The organism is Mesorhizobium sp. USDA 3734 (assembly GCF_056279665.1).
Genome location: NZ_JBWCCW010000001.1, coordinates 1,326,390 through 1,344,512, shown reverse-complemented (window position 1 = coordinate 1,344,512; position 18,123 = coordinate 1,326,390). Strand labels below are relative to the sequence as shown.

The 18,123-nt window shown below is 62.0% G+C and carries 13 protein-coding genes and 2 pseudogenes; 6 read left to right on the top strand and 9 right to left on the bottom strand.

Going from position 1 to position 18,123, the window contains the following annotated elements:
- Window positions 1-62 precede the first annotated feature (62 nt).
- The 4 genes and pseudogenes from ACZ89F_RS06340 to ACZ89F_RS06325 form a co-directional block, all read right to left on the bottom strand.
- A pseudogene (locus tag ACZ89F_RS06340) lies at window positions 63-2,106 on the bottom strand (dipeptide ABC transporter ATP-binding protein).
- Window positions 2,099-2,977 carry an ABC transporter permease gene (locus ACZ89F_RS06335; protein ID WP_476090897.1) on the bottom strand — a complete coding sequence of 293 codons (879 nt, stop codon included), beginning with the start codon at window positions 2,975-2,977 and terminating at the stop codon, window positions 2,099-2,101. Before ACZ89F_RS06335 ends, ACZ89F_RS06340 begins: the two are co-directional and overlap by 8 nt.
- Window positions 2,974-3,927 carry an ABC transporter permease gene (locus tag ACZ89F_RS06330; RefSeq protein ID WP_476097225.1) on the bottom strand — a complete coding sequence of 318 codons (954 nt, stop codon included), beginning with the start codon at window positions 3,925-3,927 and terminating at the stop codon, window positions 2,974-2,976. Before ACZ89F_RS06330 ends, ACZ89F_RS06335 begins: the two co-directional genes overlap by 4 nt.
- 67 nt (window positions 3,928-3,994) lie before the next feature.
- Window positions 3,995-5,659, bottom strand: a complete 1,665-nt coding sequence (locus tag ACZ89F_RS06325) for an ABC transporter substrate-binding protein (protein ID WP_476090896.1) — start codon at window positions 5,657-5,659, stop codon at window positions 3,995-3,997.
- Window positions 5,660-6,032: 373 nt separating this feature from the next.
- Here ACZ89F_RS06325 and ACZ89F_RS06320 point away from each other — a divergent pair.
- From ACZ89F_RS06320 to ACZ89F_RS06295, 6 genes and pseudogenes are all read left to right on the top strand, one after another.
- A pseudogene (locus ACZ89F_RS06320) lies at window positions 6,033-6,306 on the top strand (mannitol dehydrogenase family protein); the annotation flags it as partial.
- 120 nt (window positions 6,307-6,426) lie between these two features.
- Window positions 6,427-7,509, top strand: a complete 1,083-nt coding sequence (locus tag ACZ89F_RS06315; RefSeq protein ID WP_476090895.1) for a LacI family DNA-binding transcriptional regulator — start codon at window positions 6,427-6,429, stop codon at window positions 7,507-7,509.
- A 165-nt stretch (window positions 7,510-7,674) separates the two neighbouring features.
- Window positions 7,675-8,628 (top strand): ABC transporter substrate-binding protein, encoded by a 954-nt coding sequence (locus ACZ89F_RS06310; protein ID WP_476090894.1) that lies wholly within the window; start codon window positions 7,675-7,677, stop codon window positions 8,626-8,628.
- Entirely contained in the window at window positions 8,540-10,222 is a 1,683-nt protein-coding gene (locus ACZ89F_RS06305; protein WP_476090893.1) for a sugar ABC transporter ATP-binding protein, read from the top strand. Before ACZ89F_RS06310 ends, ACZ89F_RS06305 begins: the two co-directional genes overlap by 89 nt.
- Entirely contained in the window at window positions 10,219-11,256 is a 1,038-nt protein-coding gene (locus tag ACZ89F_RS06300) for an ABC transporter permease subunit (protein WP_476090892.1), read from the top strand. Before ACZ89F_RS06305 ends, ACZ89F_RS06300 begins: the two co-directional genes overlap by 4 nt.
- A 74-nt stretch (window positions 11,257-11,330) precedes the next feature.
- Window positions 11,331-12,710, top strand: coding sequence for a hypothetical protein (locus tag ACZ89F_RS06295; protein ID WP_476090891.1), 1,380 nt, complete (start codon window positions 11,331-11,333; stop codon window positions 12,708-12,710).
- A 758-nt stretch (window positions 12,711-13,468) separates the two neighbouring features.
- On the opposite strand, the gene ACZ89F_RS06290 is transcribed toward ACZ89F_RS06295, so the two are convergent.
- The 5 genes from ACZ89F_RS06290 to ACZ89F_RS06270 form a co-directional block, all read right to left on the bottom strand.
- Window positions 13,469-14,251, bottom strand: a complete 783-nt coding sequence (locus tag ACZ89F_RS06290; protein ID WP_476090890.1) for a hydroxypyruvate isomerase family protein — start codon at window positions 14,249-14,251, stop codon at window positions 13,469-13,471.
- A gap of 4 nt (window positions 14,252-14,255) precedes the next feature.
- Complete coding sequence (otnC, locus tag ACZ89F_RS06285; protein ID WP_476090889.1) at window positions 14,256-14,891, bottom strand: 3-oxo-tetronate 4-phosphate decarboxylase; 636 nt, start codon at window positions 14,889-14,891, stop codon at window positions 14,256-14,258.
- Window positions 14,888-16,144, bottom strand: coding sequence for a 3-oxo-tetronate kinase (gene otnK, locus ACZ89F_RS06280; RefSeq protein WP_476090888.1), 1,257 nt, complete (start codon window positions 16,142-16,144; stop codon window positions 14,888-14,890). The genes otnC and otnK overlap by 4 nt, the downstream gene beginning before the upstream one ends.
- Before the next feature lie 96 nt (window positions 16,145-16,240).
- On the bottom strand, window positions 16,241-17,230 hold the full coding sequence (gene denD, locus ACZ89F_RS06275) for a D-erythronate dehydrogenase (protein ID WP_476097224.1): 990 nt from the start codon (window positions 17,228-17,230) through the stop codon (window positions 16,241-16,243).
- Between the two features lie 40 nt (window positions 17,231-17,270).
- Window positions 17,271-18,083 (bottom strand): ABC transporter permease, encoded by an 813-nt coding sequence (locus ACZ89F_RS06270; protein ID WP_476097223.1) that lies wholly within the window; start codon window positions 18,081-18,083, stop codon window positions 17,271-17,273.
- Between the last annotated feature and the right edge of the window lie 40 nt (window positions 18,084-18,123).

Genomic DNA, 18,123 nt, shown 5'->3' with positions numbered 1-18,123 from the left:
TCGCTCCTACCCTTGTTACCTTTAGGAACTGCCGCTTCGGCATGGCGGGCTCTTGCCCACGATCATACGGGCTCCAGGGCCTGCGCCCTCTGCAACCTGGCCAACTCAGCGTAAGGGATATGGCATCGGATCGAATGACCGGGCTGAGCCTCGCTGAGTGGCGGCTCCTGCTGTTCGCAGATCGCACCGATCTTGCGCGGGCAGCGCGTGTGGAAGACGCAGCCCGACGGCGGGTTGGTGGCGCTGGGGATTTCGCCGTCGAGACGAATGCGCGCCGTCTCGGTCTGGTCGAGCTTGGGCACGGCCGACAGCAGCGCTTCGGTATAGGGGTGATGCGGCCCGGAAAAGACGTCTTCCGACGGTCCGAGTTCCATGATGCGGCCGAGATAGAGCACGGCGATCTTGTCGGAGAGGTAACGCACCACGGCAAGGTCGTGCGAGATGAAGATGTAGCTGACGTCTTCCTTCGACTGCAGGTCGGCGAGCAGATTGAGGATGGCAGCCTGCACCGAGACGTCGAGCGCCGAGGTCGGCTCGTCGCACACCACGATGCGCGGGTCGCCGGCGAAGGCGCGCGCGATGGCGACGCGCTGCTTCAGGCCGCCGGAGAGCTGGCGCGGCTTGACGGCAAGATGGCGCTCGGTGAGGCGAACCGAACGGACGAGGTCGTTGAGACGGGCCTCCAGCGCCTTGCCGGAGAGGCCCGCCAGCCGCTTCAACGCGCGGCCGATCAGGTGGCGGATCGAATGCGAGCGGTTGAGTGCGGAGTCCGGATTCTGGAAGACGATCTGCATCGCCTTGATCTGGTCGTCGCTGCGGTTCTCCAGCCTGGGCGCCAGGGCCTTGCCCTCGAGCTCGATGGTACCGCCCGCGTCAGGCGGCACCAGGCCGAGCAGCAGCCTGGCGAAGGTCGTCTTGCCGCTGCCGGACTCGCCAACCAGCCCAAGCGTCTCGCCGGGCCTGAGATCAAGCGACACGTCCTTGACGGCGCGCAGTGCATGGCCATGGCTTGCATAGGTCTTGTTCAGCCCGGCGACCCGCAGCACCGGTGCGGCTGTCGTCTTTGGTGCAGGCGCCACATCGCTCGGTGTCGCGCGCGGCAGCGCCTGCGCCTTGTCATGATGGAAGCAGCGCGACAGGCGTTTTCCGCGCTCGTCACTCAGATCGTAGAGCGGCGGCAATTCGCTGCGGCAGCGATCGTCGGCGAGCGCGCAGCGGTCGGCGAAGGCGCAGCCCTTGATGTCAGCTCCAATGCCGGGCAGAAAAACCCGGGATGGTGTCGAGGCGGCCCTGATCCTTGCGTTGGCCACCGCGCGGCAGGCAGCGCAGCAAGGCTACGGTATAGGGATGGCGCGGATCGTTGAACACGACATCCGTCGGCCCTTCCTCCACCAGCATGCCGGCATAGAGCACGCCGACCCGGTCGCACATGTTGGAGACGACAGCGAGGTTGTGGCTGATGAACAGGATCGAGGCCGACAGTTCTTGCCGCAGTTGCGCGATCAGGTCGAGCACCTCGGCCTCGACAGTCGCATCGAGGCCGGTCGTCGGCTCGTCGAGGATCAGCATCGAGGGATCGTTGGCCAGCGCCATGGCGATCGCCACGCGTTGCTGCATGCCGCCGGAAAGCTGGTGCGGATAGCGCTGCATGACGCTGACCGGATCGGAGATGCGCACCCGGTTCAACATGGCGATCGCCCGGTCGGTAGCCGCCTGTCCCGAGACGCCGCCGAGTTCAAAAATCTCGGTCAACTGGCGGCCGATGCGGATCGACGGGTTCAGCGCCTTGCCCGGGTCCTGGTAGACCATGGAGACGCTTTCGGCACGGGCGCGTCTGAGTGCTTCGGCATCCAGCTTCATGACGTCCTGGCCATCGAGCGAGATGGCGCCGCCAGTGATCGAGCCGTTGCGCGGCAGATAGCGCACGACGGTGAGCGCCACGGTGGATTTGCCGCAGCCGGATTCGCCGACCAGCCCGTAGGCCTCGCCCTGGCCGATGGTGAGGCTGAGGTTGCGCAGCACCGCGCGGTTGCGCCCAGTGACGCGGTAGGCGACCGACAGATCGGTGAGTTCGAGCGCGTTTTTGCCCTTGGCGGTGTTAGTCATTGAGCGCTCCGTGAACGCCGTCGGCCACCAGGTTGACGCCGATCACCAGCGAGGCGATGGCGAGCGCATCGAACAGCACCGTCCACCAGAAGCCACCGCCGATCATGCCGTAATTGTTGGAGATCGACAGCCCCCAGTCGGGTGACGGCGGCTGGATGCCAAACCCCATGAAGGAGAGCGTGGCGACCGCGAAAATGGCATAGCCGAGCCGCACGGTGGTTTCGACCAGGATCGGCGGGATGACGTTGGGCAGGATCTCGACGAACATCGTATGCAGCGCACTTTCATGCCTGAGCTGTGCGGCGGCGACATAGTCGAGTTCGCGCTCGGCCAGCACCGCGGACCGCACGGTGCGCGCGATGATCGGCGCGAAGCTGAGGCCGATGACGACGATGACCGTCGTCTTCGACGTGCCGAGCGCAACGATTGCCAGCAACGCGACGATGACCACTGGGATCGCCATGAAGGCTTCGAGGATGCGGCTGACGACATCGTCGACGAGGCCGCGAAAATAGCCGGTGATGAGGCCGAGCGCCGTGCCGGCCACCGTCGCCAGCAAGGTCGCCAGCGGTGCGACGGTGAGGATGTCGCGCGACCCGACAATGACGCGCGAGAAGACGTCGCGGCCGATCTGGTCGGTACCGAACCAGTGTTCTGAAGAGGGCGGCGCCAGCGCATTGATGATGTCGTCGGCCAGCGGATCGTAGGGCGCGAAATGCTCGCCGAACAGCGCGCAGGCAACCCAGAACAGCACGATGGCGAAACCGACAAGGAACGTTCGCGAGCGCAGCAGGGAGAAAAAGACCTCGGCCAGCGGGCCGCGCTTACGCGTGTCGTCTGGTGTCGGGGAGCTGGTTTGGACAGCGCTCATTGGTCTGACCCCAGCCGGATGCGCGGATTGAGCACGGAATAGAGGAAGTCGGCGACAAGGGTGGCCACGGCATAGACGATGCCGATGGTGAGAATGCCGGATTCCAGCATCGGGAAATCCTTGCCGCGCGCCGCGGTGAAGATCAGCGAGCCGATGCCCTGGTAGCGAAACAGCGTTTCGATGACCACGAGGCCGCCGATGAGATAGCCGGTCTGCGTCGCGATGACGGTGATGGTCGGCAACAGCGCGTTGCGCAGCACATGCCGCCAGATCACCGTACGCCACGGCAGGCCCTTCAGCACGGCCGTTCGCGTGTAGTCGGAATCGAGCGCCTCGATCATGCCGGAGCGCGCCATGCGGGCGATGTAGCCGAACAGCACCAGGAACAGCGGCAGTGAAGGCAGGATCAGGTAGTAGAGCTGCGTGAAGAAGCCGGCATCGCGCGGCCATGCGGCCGAGATCGGCAGCCAGCGCAGCCACACACCGAAGATCAGGATCAGGATGATGCCGGTGACGAATTCCGGCAGCACGGTCACCGACAGGCCGCCAAGGCTGATGATGCGATCGAGCGGGCGGTTGAGATTGAGCGCGGCAACGACGCCGCCGAGGATGCCGATCGGCACCACCAGCACGAAGGCGACCGCCGCCAGCTTCATCGAATTGCCGAGCGCATCGATGACAAACGGCGCGACCGGCGAGCGGAAGATGTAGGACGTGCCCATGTCGCCCTGGACGAAGTTGGAGATCCAGCCCCAGTACTGGGTCAGCAGCGGGCGGTCGACGCCGAGCGTGTGGTTGAGTGCATCGACCGCGCGCTGGTCGGCAAACGGCCCCAATATGGCGCGCCCGACATTGCCGGGCAGCACCTGGCCGCCCAGAAACACCATGATGCTGAGCAGGAACAGCGTGACGAGCGACAGCGAGACACGCCGCGTAAGAAAGGCAGAAATAGCGGGATACTCCTGTTGGGACCGGTCCTTTGCGAAGGGCCGGTCGTAGAAGACAATTGTCTTCCGCTCAGGCCTTCGACGCCTTGTCCAGGAACAATTGCGACATGCCGGTCGGCTGTGCGCCGGTCACGCCTTTGGCCGTCGCCATCAGAAAATCGAAGAAATAGCCGAATATCACCGGCGTTTCCTCGAGCAGCAGCTTCTGGATCTTGCCGGCGTCGGCCTTCTGCGCTTCGAGATCGAGTGCGGCGACGTAGCTGGCCGCCAGCGCGTCATAGTCCTTGTTCTTGAAATGCGCCGCGTTCCAGGCGCCGTCACTCTTCAAGGGCGCATTGAGATAAACGTTGGGCACGCCGCGGTGACCGTAGTCGGTCATGCCCATCACCGAATCCAGCCAGTTGGATTTGCCCGGCACCGCGTCGCCATAGTAGGCGCCTTGGTCGAGGATGTTGAGGTCGAGATCGATGCCGATCTCCTTGACCCAGTTCTGGATGAGCTGGGCGTATTCGGGGATTTCCAGATAGCGCTCGGTGGTCAGCGTCATCTTGAAGCCCTGGCCGACACCAGCCGCTTCCATCAGCTGTCTGGCCTGGGCAATGTCCTGCTTGCGCTGCGGCACGCTGGTGTCCGTGGAGGGGAAGACCGCAGCGAATGGGCTATCGTTGCCTTGCAGACCCCGCCCTTTCAGCAGTCCGGCGACCAGTTTCTCGCGGTCGAGGCTGAGCGCGACGGCGCGGCGCACGCGCGGATCCTGAAATGGTCCGGTATCGCATCGCATGTGCAACTGATAGTGGCCAACAGACTTCAAACTGACGATCTCGGTATTCGGGTCGTTGAGCAGGCCGACGCCGGCCGTTATCGGCAACAGATTGATGATGTCGACCTGACCGCCCTGCAGCGCCAGGATTTCCGCCTGAATGTCGGCGAAGAAGGTGAATTCGGTGCGATCCGGCAGCGCCTTTTCACCCCAATAGTCGTCGTTGCGGATGAAGGATGCGCCGACCTTTGGCGTGTACTTTTCGATCTTGAACGGCCCGGTGCCGTCGAAGCTCTTCTCGTAATCGCCCTTGTAGTTCGCAGGCAGAATGATGGCGTTATAGTTGTCGGACGACAGCATGTAAGGGAAGTTGCCGTTCGGCGCGTCGAGGTGGAATTCCACCGTGTAGTCGTCGACCTTCTTCGAGGCGCCCTTCTGCAGGATACCCTTGAAGGCCGACAGTGCGTTGGACGAATTGGCCGGGTCGGCAAGGCGGTCGATGCTGGCCACGACGTCGTCGGCCTTCATCTCGCCGCCGCTGTGGAATTTCACGCCCTTGCGCAGCTTGAAGGTCCACACCGAGCCGTTGTCGTTCGGCTTCCAGCTTTCGGCCAGCGCCGGCAGCAGCACAAGGTCGGGGCCGTCGATGCAGAGAAATTCGCCGACCTGCTGCAGTATCACCAGGCCACCGCCGTCAGCGACGGTCACCGGATCGATCACCCCGCCAGGCACGTGGCATGCGACGCGGATGGTGGCGCCGGGTGCGCCCTGGGCGCGCGCCAGCGATGGCATGCCGCCGAGGCCGGCTGCCATGCCGATACGGCCCAGCAGCGGCAGCGACAGGCCAAGCAGGCTGCCGTGGCGCACGAAGTCGCGGCGGCTGACACGGCCGTCGACAAGGCCATCGATCAGGTGATTTTCAAGCGGCGAACGGTTGCGCCGGATCAGGTCGAGAATGTGAAAGTTCTTGCTCATGGGTTTTTACCCTTTCCCCTGTTTCTTATGGTTAGCGATTTCATTTCAATCCGTGGAGTTCTCCTTGCCCCGGCTGTCAAAGATGTCAGTCGACCGGGGACTGCAGTATTTTCCGGTCCATCCGATCCTTGCGACGGCGGGTCAGTCAGTGGCCCGACGGAAAGACCGGGCCGCGTGCGAAATACAGTCCTGCATTGCGACGCCCTCCCGATGCTTTGAAGGTTCGCCCTCAGAGCACCTTCGTCATGATGATTGTGGTCCAGCATCACCCATAGTTCCAGAAAGCTGCAGCCGCTGAATTGATAAGTATGACTTATCGAATGGCCGCAGTTTCCCATTGCTGCGACTATGGGAAATCCTGCAGAAGGAAAGCTTGGTCCAACAGCGCCTCCTGAACCCCAAGATTGCTGACACGATTCCACGGCTTGCCTATAATGACTCCAACCGGCAGCCGAAGTTCATCATCCCTTCGATTGCAGACAGGCTGAAAGCAGGCGGAGGCATTGTGGGTCTGGCATTGGTGTCGGCGTTCTGGTGCCGCCATTGTTTCGGAACGACCGAATCCGGCAGACAGATCGCGCCGAGCGACCCAACTGGGATATCTTGCGGCAACTGCCAAGGCCGCGAAAACGAACCCGGTCGCCTGGACGTAACTCGGCTTTCATTGACAAGGCGCGGAATAAGGGCTATTTGTTACCCTAATCGTTTAGGTCAGAGTTTTTGGACTGGCCTCGACGAGGGAGGATCGCATCTTGGCAAGATCAACGATGCGCGACATCAGTCGCGCAACAGGCCTGTCTGTGTTCACCGTATCCCGGGCTCTTAGCGGAGCCGACGGGGTCTCCGAGGCAAGTCGTGAGCAGGTGCTGAAGGCGGCGAGCGATCTCGGATACGTGCTCAACCGCGCGGCCCAGGAATTGCGGCGGGCCAGCCGCGACTCGGTTGCCGTCATTACCGCAAGCACCTCAAACTCCTACTATCTCGACCTGATGGCAGGCATACAGCAAGCTCTGGAACCTTCCGAGTGGACGGTGGTTGTCGGCGACGTCGCGGTCAACGGCGTGTATGACGCCCGCCTCGAGGATCGGATGATCCGCCGCCTCATCGAGTCACGGACCGCCGGCGTCATTTCGACGCTAACCCTGAAGGCAGAGAACACGCGACTGCTCGAGCGCTGGGATATCCCGCTGGTCTTCGTGGACTCCTCGCCGCCTGCCGAGGCCGCGCACACACCAAGCGTGACCACCGACAACTACAATGCCAGCCTGATGGTGGGCAAGCATCTCGCCGATCATGGGTACAAGGACTGGCTGTTTCTGGTCTATCCGTCGAAATGGTCGACGCGGTTCGACCGTGAGCGCGGCATCAAGGAGGCGGCGCGGATCCACGGGGCCGACCTGCTGGTGCTGGAGTCGGAGAACGACGCCCAGTCCGGCTACGGCACGCTGGCACGCCATCTCGACTCCACCGGCAAGGTTCCGCGCGCGCTGATCGCAGGCAACAACCCGCTGCTGCTCGGCTCCATGAAACTTGCCGCTGAAAGGCGCATCACAATACCGCAGGAGATGGCGGTGGTGGCCTATGACGAATTCGCCTGGTCGGAGCTTACCGATCCGCCGATGACGGTGCTGAACGAGCACAGCGAACAGATCGGCCGCCTTGCTGCGATGACCCTGCGCAGGATCATCGACAAGCAGGTCGAAGCCGAGAAAAGGGGCCAGGCGCCCACCCCGGTCTATCTTCCGGAGGATCAGCAGCGCGTGCCTGCCCGCCTGATAATCCGCTGCTCCTGCGGCTGTTCGAGAGACAGCGCGCATGCGCAAGGCCCAATGACCTCGCAGGCAGCTTAGCGACAACTGGAATGGAAGGACGATGACCGGACTACTTCGCGCTTGAACCTAAACGATTAGGCAGATCGAAACCCGGAATCTGCCGCGGTGATAGTCGCGGCTTGGAAGTCGAGGAAACCGAATTTGCCGTCACATCACGGCGGCAGACAACAAGGAGGAAAAAACATGAAAGCAAAGACCAGTATCCGGCTTATGACTGCTGCATCCCTTGTGGCGCTTGGCTTGTCCTTCGGGGCAGCCCCCGCCTCGGCGGAAGGCAAGCTACCCAGCAAGATCGAGAAGATCGGCCTGATGGTGCAGGACATGTCCAATCCGTTCTTCTCCGCCATGACGAAGGGCGCGGAAGATGCAGCCAAGCAGATCGGCGCCACGGTCAACGTGCAGGACGCGCAACTCGACCTGGCCAACCAAAACACCCAGATCGACGCCTTCATGCAGCAGGGCGTCAATCTGATCGTCATTTCTGCGGTAGACGAAGCCGGCATCGAGCCGGCTATCCAGCGGGCCAAGGATGCCGGCATCATCGTTATCGCGGTCGATACTCCGGCTCACGGCGCCGACGCGGTGATCATGACCAATGCGGTACAGGCGGGTGAGAAATCATGCGAGTACCTCTTCCAGCAAATGGGTGGAAAGGGTCAGGTGCTCCTGGTGGACGGCACACCCATCCAGACGATCATCGACCGCATCAATGGCTGCAAGACGGTCGCCGCGAAGTTTCCCGACATCAAGATCGTTGGCCAGCAAGCCTCGAAGAATGACCGTGCCTCAGGCCTCGCCGTGACGACCGACATGCTGACGGCCAATCCGGACGTCACCGGTATCTTCGGCATGAACGATCCGTCAGCGCTCGGCGCGGTGCTTGCTGTCGAACAGGCCGGCAAGACCAGCCAGATCAAGGTCACCGGCGTGGACGGCAGCCCCGAAGCCGTCGCCGAACTGAAGCGGGAAGGGTCGCCGTTCATCGGCTCCGCCACGCAGAACCCGGCGGAGATGGTGCGCCAGGCGGTCAAGGTCGCGCAGGACATGATTGCCGGCAAGGCGCCGAAGGACAAGACAATCCTCATCGAAAGCGTTCTCGTCACTCGCGACAACGTCACCCAGTATCCCGGCTGGTAACCATCTCCCAGACCAGCCCTGCGGGGAGCGGCCTTGCGCCGCTCCCCGCCTCAGGACCCGTGAGGCTGCCATGAGTACCCAACGTCCGCTTCTTGTCATCGAAGGCGTCTCCAAACGCTTCGGGGCAACGTTGGCCTTGAACAAGGTCCATTTCGACCTGAGAGCGGGCGAGGTGCATGCGCTGATGGGCGAGAATGGCGCAGGCAAGTCGACCCTCATGAAGATCCTCGCCGGCAACATCCAACGTGACGCGGGGCGTATCCTTATCGATGGCCACGAAGTCGAGATTCGCTCCCCGATCGATGCCTCCGCCAACGGCATCGCCATCATTCACCAGGAACTTAATACCGTTCGCGACATGACGGTCGCGGAAAACCTTGCGCTCGGACGTGAGCCACGCACGCGCTTCGGCATGCTCGACCGTCGCCGCTTGGAGCAACAGGCGCGTGAGAAACTGGCACGCATACACTCGACGATCGATCCGCGGCAGCCGCTCGGCTCGTTGAGCGTGGGCATGCAGCAATTGGTCGAGATCGCGCGCGCCGTCGGCGAAAACGCCCGCGTCCTCGTCCTCGATGAACCGACCGCGGCGCTGTCGCGCGCCGAGGCACAGGAACTCTATCGGATCATAGGCCAGATGCGCTCGGCGGGCGTGGGGTTGATTTACATTTCGCACCGCATGGAAGAGGTTTGGCAGTTGGCGGACCGGGTTACCGTGTTCCGTGACGGCGGCTACGTGGGGACCGGCACCCTGGCCGAGATCAGTCCGCAAGACGTGGTTCGCATGATGGTCGGCCGTCCGGTCGCCGACCTCTACCACCACGACAAACGCACCCCCGGCGCCGCCGTCCTCGACGTCGAGGGACTAGCCAGCGAAGACGTCGGCCCGGTCGACCTCTCGGTTCGCGCCGGAGAGGTGGTGTGCATGGCGGGGCTGATCGGCTCGGGTAGAACCGAAGTCGGACGCCTGATTTTCGGCGCCGACCCGCGCACCGCTGGTTCAGTCAGGATCGAAGGCCGTCCCAGTCATCCGTCTGATCCCTTCGAGGCGATTGCCGACGGCATCGGCATGGTGCCCGAGAACCGCAAGGAGCAAGGCCTGTTCCTCGACCATTCGGTGGAAGACAACATTGCCATCAGTTCGCTCGACCGCTTCGTCGCGGCAGGCGTGGTCAATCGGACAGAACGACGCGATGCCGTCATGGAGCAGATGAAGCGGCTCAACCTTCGGCTCAACGCATTCTCGCTGCCTGTGAAGGCCCTGTCTGGAGGAAACCAGCAAAAGGCGGCACTCGCCCGGTGGCTGCTTCGCGATTCCAGGGTGCTGATCCTCGACGAGCCTACCCGCGGTGTCGACATCGGGGCAAAGCGCGAGATCTACGAGGAGATCGACCAACTGGCCCGCGCCGGCAAGGCAATCCTGATCATATCGTCGGATCTGCCGGAGGCGATCGGGATAAGCGATCGCCTGCTGGTCATGCGCGAGGGCAGGATCGTGTCCGAACTGGTTTCGGAGAAAACCTCGGAAGAGGAGGTGATGCTTCATGCGACGGGTACCGCGACCCGTGGCGGAACCACAGGAGTGCAACCGTGAATACTGCTCGAGACGAGACCACTCAGCCAACACCGACCACGCGGGATCGCGCCCCCTTCGATTTCGCCAAATGGTGGGACCGCGTGGGCATTCTCATGGTGCTGGTCGCGCTGGTGATCCTGATGTCGGCCATCGCGCCGAACTTCAACCGTATCGACAACCTGCTCAACATTGCGCGCGCCATCTCGGTGAACGCTATCCTGGCGGCAGGCATGACACTCGTCATCCTGACCGGCGGCATCGACCTTTCCGTCGGATCGATCATTGCCGTTTCTGGCGTGGTCTCTGTCATCGCCGCCATAGCGGGTGTGCCCGCCCCCGCCGCCATCCTTGTCGGCATTGCCGTCGGCGCAGCCTGTGGCCTGGTCAACGGAGCGCTGACCGCCTACCTCTCGCTCGCGCCATTCATCGTCACCCTGGGGACGATGACCTTCCTGCGCGGCCTTGCCTATACCATCACCAAAGGCCAGCCGATCGTTTCGAGTTCCCTGAATTTCAAAGACATCGGCAATGGATACCTGTGGGGCATCCCTGTGCCGGTCATTGTGATGGCAATCGTCTACCTGATCATCTGGTTCATCCTGGAGCGGACGCGCTATGGCCGCCATGTCTATGCCGTGGGCGGCAATGCCGAGGCAGCCAAGCTCGCCGGCGTGCGCGTCAAGCGGGTCATCACATCCGTCTATGTCCTGGCCGGCGCTTGTGCTGGTCTGGCAGGCGTCATCTTCTCCGCTCGCGTCATCTCGGCCCAGCCCACCGCCGGGACCGGCTATGAACTCGACGCGATCGCAGCGGTCGTGCTCGGCGGTACCAGCCTTGCCGGAGGCCGCGGCCGAATTGTCGGCACGCTCATAGGATCGGTGATCCTTGGTGTGCTGGGTACCGGTTTGATCCTGCTCAACGTGCCCTTCTTCACTCAGTTGCTGATCAAGGGTGTGGTCATCATCCTGGCCGTCGCCATCGACAGCCTGAAGCAGCGGCCGGGGCTTTTCCGCTTTCGCAGAAACGCGCCACCCGGCGCGTCCAGCCAATAACCGCCACGGCGTCTCGGCCCGCCCTGACGCGGCAGGCATTACCCAACTCACCACTTTCCATTGGAGGGACCTCCATGACCCTTGCCGTCACCATTACAGATCCTCTTGCAGGCCGGCGCGACCATGAGCCGATCGTCTTTTCCGTCGCCGCGGACCTGCCGCATGCCCTCTGGTGGGCTCGCGACGACGCCGGCAACCGGGTGTTGTGCCAGCGCCTGACGCAGGACGCCAAGCCAGGCGAAACGCGTTTCACGGCGACCGTGAGCTTCAGCGGCCACCTACGGCTAACGCTGGACGAGCCCTGCGACGCAGCTTCGGTTAACGCCCACGGCATCACTGTTCTCAAAGGCAGGGAAGCGGACTGCTTCGTACGCCTTGATACCGGTGTATTCGACCTCGAGCTCTGCTCAGGCACAGCGCAAGGCCTCGGTTCGTCCAAGTGGGGAATCCGCCACTTCCGGTCATTGGCCGACGATTTCGAGCTGCTGCCCTCCGGCAACAATGCCATCGGCGGCTTTTACGGGCCTTTCTTCACCCCGGAGAACGGCCTTATCAACCCTCCCGAGCATACGACCGTCGAAATCGAGACGCTGGAGCGCGGTCCGGTTCTGCACCATTACCGGATGCACGGCACGATCCCGGACGGCCTGCTGGATGAACTCAAGGGCAAGTGCTTCTCGATCGACTGGATGTTCACCCACGGGACACCCTTTTTCCAGCGCCGCTATTGCGTCGACCCTTTCCAGACCGTCATTAACGGCCGCTCCGTCACCAACAAGATCACCGTCGGGGACGAGTTCGAGGGCGGCAAGGGCAAGCTCGTGTTCGATCGCTTCGCCGCCTATGGCGGAACGCGCTATCGTGCAGGTGACCCCTACGCCGGCGAACTCGTCGCCATGGTGGCCGACACGGTGACCAATTCGGCCAACCAGAGCCGGAAGTTCGAGGAATTCCGTTCGCACCTCGGCGACATCGAATCCGCCCATTGGGACCTCTATTGGCGGCTGTTTTGCAAATGGGAAGGCGTGCTTACGGACGATGAGCTACGCGAACGCCTCGCACATGTGCGCGCCGCGGCGCATGTCAAGGCCGATCTTACGGACCGGCACTGGATCCTGACAGATCAACCGGTCGACGTGTCGGCCGTCGCGCACGAAACGATCTTCCCCGGTCCAGCCGACAAGACGGTGGAATTCGACGAGGCCACGGGCCGTGCCATGATCTGGTGGACCTCGGAGCCGTCAGGGGCTTTCCAGATCGTCCAGCGGCGCCAGTCCGGTTGGGTCAATTGGGGCAGCAATGGCGAGAATGAATGCCCCGAACTTCCTGTCGGTGTGCAGATCAAGACCGCATACGGCCATTTCGCCGATCGCTGGCAGGCCATAGCGGATCAACTGGAGACGCCTCCGACTGTCCGCGTCAAACAGGAGGTCCCCGCGAATTCAACGGCGTGACGTTCGACTGGGGTTGAAGAACCTGATCCGCGCTGTACGCTGGGGATCGGTCTCGCCGTCTCCCATGGCACGATGCGCGATTCCAACTATTTGTTTGCTGATCCGCTATGGGATCAAAAACTGAACGCACGAACCGGCGCCCGGCTTGCTACACGCTACACCTCCTTCATCAGGAGATGGTCTGAAGGCCTCGTTTGCGGCGGCCAGACTCCGCGATTGCTGTAGAACTCGTGATTGCCAGGAGCGAGAACCGTCGGTAGTCCGTATCGCTCGATTACCCCCATGCGCAGGATGGCATATCGGCCGCCCTTTTCCTGTGGGCCCATAATGGCCCCACAACGTTTTGAGCCGAGGCATATTTCTATCAATAAAATCGATGGTTATGGTAGGCCCGGAGGGACGTCGTCTTTTCAACAAAAACAATCGGTTAGCGGGTGGTTAGCCCAGCCATATCCTTCGTATGTTCTCGTATTCGGTGGCGAACCCAATAATGAGACTCCAGTTGAGGCTCTGCTCCGCTCGCCTCGTCACATCGTCAAAGGCAACGACCCAGGGGCGTGCAGAGAGGCGCCAACCACCGATACCGACACTCGCTGATGGTGGCCATCTGAATGGAAAATTCGTCTCGATGCAAAACAGCAGGATAATCCTGGTGCACAACGATCCCGCTCGATACCCCACGGTCATTTCGGATCACGTGACGCATGCGCAATCGCCGTGATGGACGGCCGTTTGCCGCCGACCGCTGGACGCCCTCATTACAGCTCCACGCCAAGGGCCCTTACCCAACGCAGCCCATCATCGGTTCCTAGGCGCGGCTTGTACTCTGCACCGATCCAGCCATCGTAGCCGAGCCTTTCCAATGCAAGAAAGAAGGGGCGGTATTCAAACGCGCCCTGATCTGGTTCATCGCGCGTTGGAACTGCGGCGATCTGGACGTGGCCTACCCATGGAAAGTACTGCTCCAGTTCCATGATCACATCCTTGCCGCACACTCCGACATGATAGGCGTCAAACATCAGTTTGATGTTCGGCCGATCGGCTTCCTCGAGCACGGCCGCCGCCTCCGCGAGTGTCGAATAGAAATATCCAGGCGCATCACGCGTGTTCAGCGGCTCGAGGAGCAACGTCAGGCCATCTGCCGCGGCCTTGGACGAGGCCTCTTTGAGGTTCTGTACGAAGACGCTGTGGGCGGAGCGTCGCCTCCGCTCCAGAATCTTGCCTGGCATGCAATGAATTGCCGAGCCGCCCGCCTCAACGCAAAACCGGATCGCTTGATCTACCGTGGCTTGGAACTCATCCTCCCGGCCGGTAAGCGCCCCGAGCCCCATCTCGCCAGCCTTGACGTCTCCCCGAGCGGTGTTGGTGCTAAGCAAAGTCAGACCGTGTTGGACGCAACGGTCACGCACAGCGCTGGCCGGAACATCGTAAGGCCAATGCAATTCGATGGCTTTGAAGCCCGCACGGGCGGCAGAGTCGATCCTGTCGAGAAGGGGTCTGTCCGGCCACAGGAAGCCGAGATTGGCAGAAAAGCGCAGCACGATCTCACCTCAATTGAAAGGCGGCATTCAGTGCCGCGATCTGATCACCGGCTAGGTGCCGAACCGCAAGTCCTCTCGTCAGCACGACGAGCTTGGCGGTCTCCTCCAGTTCTTCGGCAGCGTAGACAGCCGCCTCGAGAGAGAGGCCGGCCACGACTGGACCGTGGTTGGCCAGCAAGACGGCAGCGTGCCGTGGTGCCACGGCTGCCACCAGAGGCGCAACGTCGGGCGAGCCTGGCATCGTATAGGGCAATACCGGCACGCGACCGACACGCATCACGACATAGGGCGTGATGGGCGGGATCGCGTCTTGCGGATCGGTGTCGGCGAGACACGACAAAGCGGTTGCAAATGTCGAATGCAGGTGCACAACCGCTTGCGTTTGCGGGCGTCCCTCATAGAAGGCCCGATGCAAGGGCAATTCCTTGGTCGGTTTGTCGCCTGAAACGTAGGTCCAATTGGCGTCCAGTTTCGACAGGCTGTCGGGATCAAGCATGCCTAGACAGGAATTCGTCGGGGTGACCAGAAAGCCATCCCCGCAGCGCACCGAGATGTTGCCGGAAGAGCCCACGGTAAAGTTGCGGCCAAACAGGGAACCACCCCAAAGGGCTATTCGTCGGCGCATTTCGCCTTCCATCATATTGCCTCCAGAACGCGCAAAGCCTTTTCGTAGAAGTCGGTTGCGCCGAAATTGCCGCTTTTCAGCGCGATACGGACATTGTGGTGGGGACCGAAGGTGGCGAGGGCTGGTACGCCTGGATCGATCTCTGGACCGACGATGAAATGTTCGAAGCCCAGCGCAGTGACCACTGCACCAGAGGTTTCGCCTCCGCCGACCGCCAGACGGGTGACACCATCGGCGACCAGCCTTTTCGCGAGTTGCCCGAAGAACTGCTCGATGGCGTCCGCCACAGGCTGGCGCCCATAGCGCTCCTGGGCAGCTTCAACCGCCACGGGGTCGGCAGTTGAGTAGACCGCCGGCGCAGAGTCTCTATGGTTGCGCACGAAAGCAACCGCATGGTCGACAGTCGTCTTGCCTTCCATCAGGGCTTCGGGTTCGACGGCAAAGCCTGGATGCCCATGCAGATGGTGGGCCAGCTGGGTCCGCGAGGCCACGGAGCAGGAGCCGGACAGCACGACGCCAGGCCCCCGAATGCCGGAAAACCCGACGCCGGATGTCCCGAGCTTGCCGGCCTTCCGGAAATTCTCGGGAAGCCCGAGAGCGATCCCTGACCCTCCGGTCACAAGCTTGTGGTCGGCAAGCGCTGCTCCGATCGTGCGCAGATCCTCATTCGCCAAGGCGTCCACGACGACAAGTCGGCGGCCTGTGGTCGCCTGCGCCTCAAAAGCCGCGCGAATGGTCTGCACCCCTTTTCGAACCGTCTCGTAGCCGACGAACCCGACATCACCGGTTGTCTGGAGACGCAGCCAGCGCCGGATATCTGGGTCAGTCATGGGGTTGAGCGGATGCTTCTCCATGCCGGACTCATTCAAGAGCTGGTCCTTCACGAAGAGGTGGCCCTGATAGACAGTGCGTGCAGTCTCCGGGAAAGCAGGACAGGCCACGGCCACACGCGCGCCCGTCGCATCCAGCAGGGCTTCCGCGACCGGTCCAATGTTGCCTGAAGGCGTCGAATCGAATGTCGAACAATATTTGAAGAGGAACTGAGTACAGCCCTGTTGCTCAAGCCAGCGAAATGCGTCGAGCGCCTGGGCCACGGCATCGGCCACAGCTGCTGAGCGTGTCTTGAGCGCGACGACCCCGGCCTCGCACTCCGGCGTCGTCCCCGTTGGCACGCCCGAGAACTGCGCGGTCGTCATTCCGCTCTTGGCCAGTGTATTGGCGAGGTCACTGGCGCCGGTGAAGTCGTCCGCTATGCAGCCTAACAGCATGATGTCGCCTCAAAATGATCTGCCCCGAAACCGGTACTGACGTGCGGCTCGAAGATCGCTCGCGCTGGCCTTGTCAGCAGGAATGGCATTGTCGCATCATCCGCCGATCGTCCCGCCAAGCTCATCTTCGATGAAGACACGTATGATCTCGTCCATGGAGTGTTCGGCTTCGAAGCCGAGTTTCTCGGCGCGCATGGCTTCGAATTCGCGCGGCCAACCCTCGACGATCTTGAAGATCGCTTCATCGGGTTTCGGCCGGATGAGCTTGACAGCCTTGTCGCCCGCGATGCGGCGCAACGCCTCGATCTGCTCACCAACGCTCGCCGAAAGACCGGGCAGATTGAGGTTTCGGCGCCATCCGAGCTGTGACAGGTCCAGCGTTGCCGCATGCGTCAAGAAACGCACAGCTGCTCGTGGACTGGCGAACCAGTGACGGACGCTGGTCGGGACCGGCAGGATCGCCTCGATGCCACTCAGCGGCTCACGCAGAATGCTGGAGAAGAAGCCTGAGGCCGCCTTGTTGGGACTGCCAGGCCGCACGCAGATGGTGGGCAGGCGGATGCCGATGCCGTCAAGGAAGCCTCGACGAGAATAATCAGAGAGCAGCAGTTCGCAGATGGCTTTTTGGGTTCCATAGCTGGTTAGCGGGGTCGAAAAGAACTCATCCCCGATCTTGTCTGGAAGCGGCGCACCAAACACCGCCAGCGATGATGTGAAGACCACGCGCGGTTTGTAAGGCTCCCGCGAGCCCTCCTTGCGGATCGCATCAAAGAGATAGCGCGTGCCATCGAGATTGATCCGGTAGCCCTTCTCGAGATCCGCCTCGGCTTCCCCTGACACGATTGCTGCAAGATGGAAGATCGTGTCGGGTCGAGCGGCCACGAGTTTTTCCGCCGCGCCAGGCTCGGACAGGTCCGTCTCCACGGTATCCACCGCGCCCGTGAAGCCGACGGGAGCCTGCGGTTTTACCACGTCGGCAAGGGTAAGAGATCGAATCTCGCTACCGTTTAACGCCTCGTCGCTGGCCAACTGGTCCGCCAGCTTCCGGCCGATCATTCCAGCCGCCCCAATTATCATTACGTGCATGCTCTGGTCCTGATTTCTTGATCCGTGGATCGGCAAGGTTTCACTTCGAAAATTTCGTGTATCCGGTGGCGATCAACAGGATGACCGATCCATAGATGATCTGCTTGATCGGCTCGCTCGCATCGAGCAGTGTCATCAAGCTCTCAAGGATTGTAAGGATGAACGCGCCGATAACGGTGCCGCCATAGCCACCACGACCACCAAAGATCGAGGTTCCACCGATCACAGCTGCCGCGACGGAAGGCAGCAGGTAGGTGTTTGCGAGGCCAAGATCGGCAGCATTGGTGCTTCCGACAAGAAGCAGGCCAGCCACGCCCGACAGGACTGCGCTCACGACATAGTCTGCGACGAGCACCTTCCAGATCCTGATCCCGGCGATCTTGCATGCCTTGGGATTGTCGCCAACGGCGTAGAGCGACCGGCCGAAGCCCGACCGGCTCAAACCAAGGATCAGCACCGCGCCAATCGGCAGCCAAACGAAAAGCGAGTATGGCACCAAACCGCCAACCTTCGAACTGCCGAGGACCAGCAAGAACGCAGGAACGCCCGACCGCTGAGCCATCGCGATCTGGCTGTAGACCGTGAGAAGACCCATGATCATCAGGCTTGTCCCCAAGGTCATGATCATCGGCAGCACCCGAAACAGTGCGATACCGATACCGTTGAGAAGACCGACAAGAATGGCAACCAGCAATCCGAGCGCAACGGCCTGACCGGCCCCCAGATCGATGTTGGTCGCCATCACATAGGCCGACGCTGTTGCTATGCTGGCGACCGACAAATCGATCCCACCGGTCAACAAGGCCAGTGTCTGAGCTCCGGCCAGCAAGCCCAAAGGCGCCGCAAACAGCACAATATTCGACGCCCACGCAGGACCAAGAGTGCCTGGCCGT

Excerpts from the sequence above, each read along its gene's own strand:
- otnK (WP_476090888.1), bottom strand. The coding sequence starts at position 16,144 with ATGCTGTTAGGCTGCATAGCGGACGACTTCACCGGCGCCAGTGACCTC.
- ACZ89F_RS06325 (WP_476090896.1), bottom strand. The coding sequence starts at position 5,659 with ATGAGCAAGAACTTTCACATTCTCGACCTGATCCGGCGCAACCGTTCG.
- ACZ89F_RS06335 (WP_476090897.1), bottom strand. The coding sequence starts at position 2,977 with ATGAGCGCTGTCCAAACCAGCTCCCCGACACCAGACGACACGCGTAAG.
- denD (WP_476097224.1), bottom strand. The coding sequence starts at position 17,230 with ATGCACGTAATGATAATTGGGGCGGCTGGAATGATCGGCCGGAAGCTG.
- otnC (WP_476090889.1), bottom strand. The coding sequence starts at position 14,891 with ATGATGGAAGGCGAAATGCGCCGACGAATAGCCCTTTGGGGTGGTTCC.
- ACZ89F_RS06315 (WP_476090895.1), top strand. The coding sequence starts at position 6,427 with ATGCGCGACATCAGTCGCGCAACAGGCCTGTCTGTGTTCACCGTATCC.
- ACZ89F_RS06310 (WP_476090894.1), top strand. The coding sequence starts at position 7,675 with ATGAAAGCAAAGACCAGTATCCGGCTTATGACTGCTGCATCCCTTGTG.
- ACZ89F_RS06295 (WP_476090891.1), top strand. The coding sequence starts at position 11,331 with ATGACCCTTGCCGTCACCATTACAGATCCTCTTGCAGGCCGGCGCGAC.